Source organism: Nostoc sp. (genome assembly GCF_036916975.1).
Classification (GTDB): Bacteria; Cyanobacteriota; Cyanobacteriia; order Cyanobacteriales; family Nostocaceae; genus Nostoc.
The window spans coordinates 42,570-48,569 of record NZ_JBALFF010000049.1; the positions used below are offsets into that span (position 1 = coordinate 42,570).

The following is a 6,000-nucleotide window of genomic DNA, read 5'->3' on the forward strand; positions in this document are numbered from 1 at the left end:
AGATTTTCTGGCTTTTAACCAATTTTTGTTTAGCCTTCAGCCTAATGCTGAGGGCTAACGGCTAAATTCCTTTTTGTCTATCCTCACATCCTTCCAAAAATATAACTTCTGAACATTGTAATTCTTTATACTAAAAATTAATAAAAATCTTTTCAGTAATTCTGCCAAATTGCCAAATAAATTGCCTCTTATGTGAATGATTGTCTCATTTTCAGGTATTATAGTATTAGTATAGTTAAAAAATATTAGCTTTAATATCTATTCCAAATTAGGTCTAAGTAAGTGGGCGCAAAGAATCATCACTCGCTCGTAGTTGCGGTTTAGCGCTAAAGCGCAACTACGAGCCAAATCCAGAGATTTTACTTTTCGTTACATAGTTTAGTTATATCTTGCCTACCTACTTAATAGCTTTAGTACTAATAATTTTTACTTCAGATAAAAACTTTCCCTTTCTGAATAAACACCTGATCAGATAAGGCCTATTCTTAAGGAATTTCTAGATTATGATTGCTACGTTAATTGTAGCTTGGATTATTTTCATAATATTATGGAAGTTGTTGAAAGCAACCGTGAGTAGTGCATTAACTATTGCCGCAATCCTGATTTTATTAAACATTAGTTTTGGCATTACCCCACAAGATATTTTGCATTACATAATGCAGTTTACGCAAAATATATCAAAGATTCAAAACAGCAAATAAAAAATTCACCTTCGTTAATAAAGGTGAATTACAAAAAATGACCAAATAAAATTTTGAACCTTAAAGCAAATTGCCTTTATAATTTTTGTTGGTCAATTTTTATTTAATGCTGAAATTTTAGCCAGTGCATCCTTAAAACTCGGCGGCAACTGACGCATAATTTTACCTCTTTCGCTATCTAAAGCTACTAAAGTCACCTTGGCAGTGACGTACAATTGTTGCCCATCAGTTGAGACAATGGCATAATCCCAATTGATTCGCACGCCAGTTACCTCAGCCATGCGCGTTTTTACCAGCACTGCCATACCCAATTGAATTGAGTGGTGATAGCGCACCGACAGTTCTACAACTGGCAAATCGCAACCTATAGTAACTAAATCAGCAAATTCAATCCCTATAGATCGCAAACACTCAATCCGTGCTTCTTCCATCCAAGCTATATAGGAACCGTGCCAGACAATACCTGCATAATCAGTGTGGTGGGGTTGCACTCTGACAGGATATTCAAACCAATTCTCAAATTCAGGACTTGATGGATTGTCAAGGGCGCTAGTTGGTGGTAGTTTTGGTTGGCTGGGTTTTTCTTCTGACATCTTCAAATTTTTCAGCACCTATAAATAAATTTTCCAAATTATTGAATAGCATAAAAATTAATTGCGCTGCCGGACTTATTGATTTAATATTTAACTTCCGAGTATAGGGAGTGTTTTGTTATGCAGCCTAATCTCGGTTTTGGGATGGTCTGGAGAAAAAGCTCAAGCTTTACGACAAGCTCAAGTCTCATTAATTACTAAGCAATGAAAGCTAAGAAGTCACAATCTACGCGCGGCAGCAGTTAGTAATTTTAGTCACCCATACTACTGAGCATCTTTTATTTTGATTGGCAATGGACTTTAGGTGTTGATCTTTCCCCACCTATGTCAGAGGATGCCTTTATCAAGCTTCTGGCTGATGTGTCAGCTAGAAAATTCATTAAAAATTCATAATTCATAATTAAGAATTCATAATTGCCTTATATAAGTAGATTTAGACTCCAAGCAAAACTAGGTTGCTTGCTTGATAGTTGCAGGTTTTGTTAACCTGTCTTTTAATTATGAATTATGAATTAGTAATTACTAATTATCTTGTGCGTTTTACCAAACTTCCACCTAAAGGCTCAGAATTCGGCTCGTAAGCTTTTGGCAGACACAAAAAAATGTGCCATAGGCCAGCTATGAGCCAATGACTTAACGGTAATCGAGAACAGGTAAGAGCGATCGCTAACTAAGCCACGATTACCACTTACCGATAATCAATTTCTAAGAAACCGCTCAACCTTTGGAAGCTTAATACTTCTTGGCAAGAGTTTTAGAGCCTGTATCGGTTTGCATAGATTGCTTGACAAGATCAGCCAGATCGTCTAACTGACTAATTGCCTCTGCACCCTCTAGCTTCATTAATTCGCGGTCATCCCGCATTTCCGTCCAAGTAATCCCGTAATCGGACACTAAAAACCGAATCAGGTGATTATCACCCAAGCTAACCATAAACGATGCACTATTCATTTGGTCGCCACAGGTGTAACAGGACGCAGGATAACCGCGCCGCTCTAATACAACCGCCAAGGCTTGCAGGTTCATAACCAAGTCTTGGACGAATTGTCGATGTTGATGTGCTAGTCTCAGAAACACTTTTGTCCTCCAGACACCACAGTAATTTGAGTTTCTTTTATATTTTCTTTAGATTTTCTCATCCACTGGTATTGTAGACTATTCAATACAATTACCAGACAGATGATATTGAGTCGTTAATTGACTACCTTGTTTAGGGTAGTGGATCAGGTTTTTGAGCGCCGTATCAAACTATTCAGTTTGCAAATTAAAAATCTGGGACAGAATTGGTAAATTTAACTAGTATCTTTATACACTTCTGTCAGGGTAGATTCTTACAAGAAGCGATCCGTTTTAAGATTAACTTAAATTTAGCACTAGTCAACTACACAAAAGCTACATATTTCGCTTTTATTGGCGAAGTGTAGTCTAAATGAGTGTTATTAGAGGCTATAATGTAGCGTTACATTGTTATACTCTTTGTTACATTGTTATACTCTTTTTTTAGATGTTTACTTTGTTCTGTTTGTAAGGTAGATTTTGGTATAGAGAAAGAATTAAGTATACCAAATTCGCTCCTCTATATATAAAATATAAAGTTGAACAGATAACAGTCCAAATTTGATATTCAGTACTCTAAGCAGGTTAGTTAGAGTTCTTTATACAAAAAGTTTTACGTAATTAATAGACAAGTGTGAGTGGAGAATCCACAATAGATAAACTTAACACTGACAATACCTAAACTGAGCAGAGCAATGTTGCCATTTAGGCAATATTATTTTGCTATTTTGGGATTACTCTCAAAAAGTTGTATAAACCAAAGCACAGAAATTTGGAAAGCTCCTTATCGTAGTTTGGTTTTGCTAAATTGAATGATAATTATATAATATATTTCGATTATTTATTCAAACTGATTAATTATTTTTTATAAGAATGCCCGTTGAAAACCCTTGTAAAAGAAAACTATAACCGAGGAAGCGCGATATCATTTACTAGATAACAACAGAAATGAGATCGCGTTTCCTAGTATGTAATTTTTTACTACTTATTACTTACTAAACATTAGTTGTAGTGCTAACAAGTTTCTCCCCTTTCAACATCCGCGCCGCAGCTTCAAGTAAAGCTTCTTCGAGATAAGGCTTGGTAAAGTAGCCACTAGCACCGAGTTGAGCTGCAATTTGTCTATGCTTGTCTGCACCGCGAGAGGTGAGCATGGCGATCGGTAAGTGGTTGAGGTTAGAGTCTTTCTGAATGCGAGAGAGTAACTCCAGACCATCGCAACGGGGCATTTCGATGTCGCAAAATACAATATCGCAAGGCAGACCGGAGCGGAGTTTATCCCAAGCTTCCTGTCCGTCACGCGCCTGTTCTACACGATAACCTGCCTTATTAAAGGTTAGAGAGAGCAACTCTCGGACTGTAATCGAGTCATCGATGATTAGTACTGTTGGGTCAATCTTCGCAGGAGAGATGTCTACAGGAATCCCTTTCTGTTGCCAAGAATTGCCACCAATTTCTGTAGAAATCCGTCCTTGGAAGATGTCAATTATTTCTAGTACGTCAGCAATGGGCATAATCCGACCATCACCCAGGACTGTAGCACCAGCTACACCAATGGGTTTAGGTGCGGGGCCTTCAAATTGCTTAATTACAATTTCTTGTTCGCTCAACACTAGGTCTATTTGGAGAGCTATTAAGGTATTTGCCGATCGCACCACCACCACAGAAACCATATCATCATCTCTAGTGCCGCCATAGACATTACCGCGACTGATTTGACGATTGAAGGTTAAAAGTTCTTTCAGAGGTCGGAATGGCAGCACGGTATCGCGCCAGGAAATAAATGATTCCCCATTGGCATCGTGCTGGATATTTTTGACTGGTATATCCAGCGTATCTTCTACACCGTCCATCGGGAAGGCGATTCTGGATCGATCAGAGACGCAGCAGAGAGCTTTACAAATACTCAGAGTCAGTGGCAGACGAATGGTGAAAGTGGTTCCCTTACCGATCGTAGAATCGGTGTTCACTGTCCCCCGAATTTCGCTAATCTCAGAGCGTACTACGTCCATACCCACACCACGACCAGAAATTTCATCTGCTTGGTCTTTGATTGTAAAACCAGACTGGAACAGCAGATCGTAGACTTCTAGGCGAGACATGGCTAACGATTGCGCTTCTGTAATCATGCCAATCTTTACCGCTTTAGCCTTAACCTTTACTGAATCGATGCCTGCGCCATCATCGCCTACAGAAATGATCGTTTGGTTGCCTTGGTGGAAAGCGCGGATAGTAATGATTCCTACGGGTGGTTTACCAGCAGCTTGCCTTTCTTCTGGTGTTTCAATACCGTGAGCGATCGCATTATTCAGCATGTGAGTTAACGGATCGGTAAGATGATCCAAAATCATCTTGTCAATTAAGGTATCGCCACCTTCAATTACCAACTCTACTTGTTTGCCACACTTGATGGCGTTGTCGCGCACTCCTCGCCGCCAGCGATCGATAGTTTGGGCAAAATGCACCATTCGCGCTCTTGTTAATCCCTCTTGTAGCTGGGTGGTTACTTGGCGGAACTGCCTTGCTACGCGCTCGGTTTCTTCGGTAACAAAATCAATGTCACTTGCCGACTCACGTACTCGCACAATGCGCTCAATCATCTGCTGTGAGAGTGTATGGAAGGGAGTAAAACGATCCATTTCTAACTCGCTAAAACCCCTATCGGCATTGAAATCAGGCGCTTGGAAACCGGAGTCTTTCTTTTTGCGTCCAGCTAATAGAGAAGCTTCCAGTAGCGATCGCTCATACAACTCCTGCATTCTTGCGCCCACATCCGAGAGTTGTTGTACCTGAATCAGCAAGTTATCTAATGACTGCCGCAGCCGTTCATGATCTTGCTCTAAGGTATTGCGATTTACCACCAACTCCCCAACTAAATTACTCATATCGTCCAGTTGCTTAACTGGAACCTTCATCGTTTCTTCAAATCTCGCAGCCCGACGGGTAGAGGGACGGGGAGCTTTGTTGGTGTTAGATTTTACTGATGGTGAATGGGATATTGTTTGATCCGCTTCTGCTAGCAACTTCTCCAAGTCACCAAATTCATCTATAGCTGGTGATGGATTGACACTTTTCGCTAAGACTGGTTGAGTGTTGAAGGGCTGGCGTTGGGGTAGCCCGTCGTAGACATCGCTGTTGTTATCTGTACCCAGCAATTCTTCCAGGGCTGCAAAATCTACTTCTGGTATCTCCTTAGCTTTGGGGTTAAGTGGTACTTCCTCTGCTAGTAATACTTCCAAGTCTGCAAAATCATTTTCTGGAGCAACTACTTCAACGTTTTCTGTCGTTACCAATTCTTCAATTGAGGTAACAATAGCGTTTTCGCCCTCTGACACTGGTACAAATTCAGATGTCTCTTCTAGATCCCACAAATCGGTTTCTACACCTTCCTGAATAACCGTTTGTGTGAAGTCATTGATATCTTGTAAATCAATTCTTATCGCACTTTCTCTTAATTCTGGCTGTGGTTGAAGTGATGTTAAATCTGAAGTTTCCCCAAAACTGTTATCTAGAGAATTTTCTATAGTCGATATATCCAGATTTTCTGGGGTTTCTATCTGAATATAGGTGGATGTAGCGACATCCTCAAACAGCAGTTGCGGATATTCATCGAAACCGAGCAAATTATCTGGCTCTGCTTGAAGTGATGC

At 40.0% G+C, this 6,000-nt stretch carries 4 protein-coding genes; 1 reads left to right on the forward strand and 3 read right to left on the reverse strand.

Annotation, left to right across the window (positions count from 1 at the left end; translation table 11 throughout):
• Positions 1 to 503 precede the first annotated feature (503 nt).
• Positions 504 to 701 carry a hypothetical protein gene (locus tag V7K73_RS11135; protein ID WP_334879866.1) on the forward strand — a complete coding sequence of 66 codons (198 nt, stop codon included), beginning with the start codon at positions 504 to 506 and terminating at the stop codon, positions 699 to 701.
• A gap of 92 nt (positions 702 to 793) precedes the next feature.
• Here the strand turns inward: V7K73_RS11135 and V7K73_RS11140 are convergent, their stop codons facing one another.
• The 3 genes from V7K73_RS11140 to V7K73_RS11150 all read right to left on the reverse strand — a co-directional run.
• On the reverse strand, positions 794 to 1,294 hold the full coding sequence (locus V7K73_RS11140) for an acyl-CoA thioesterase (RefSeq protein WP_334879868.1): 501 nt from the start codon (positions 1,292 to 1,294) through the stop codon (positions 794 to 796).
• Positions 1,295 to 2,026: 732 nt separating this feature from the next.
• A complete protein-coding gene (locus tag V7K73_RS11145) occupies positions 2,027 to 2,371 on the reverse strand; it encodes a DUF1815 family protein (RefSeq protein ID WP_100898754.1) in 345 nt (114 codons plus the stop codon).
• A 974-nt stretch (positions 2,372 to 3,345) separates the two neighbouring features.
• Positions 3,346 to 6,000, reverse strand: a 2,655-nt coding sequence (locus V7K73_RS11150; protein ID WP_334879871.1) for a hybrid sensor histidine kinase/response regulator, incomplete at its 5' end; no start/stop codon positions are given.

Excerpts from the sequence above, each read along its gene's own strand:
- V7K73_RS11140 (WP_334879868.1), bottom strand. The coding sequence starts at position 1,294 with ATGTCAGAAGAAAAACCCAGCCAACCAAAACTACCACCAACTAGCGCC.
- V7K73_RS11135 (WP_334879866.1), top strand. The coding sequence starts at position 504 with ATGATTGCTACGTTAATTGTAGCTTGGATTATTTTCATAATATTATGG.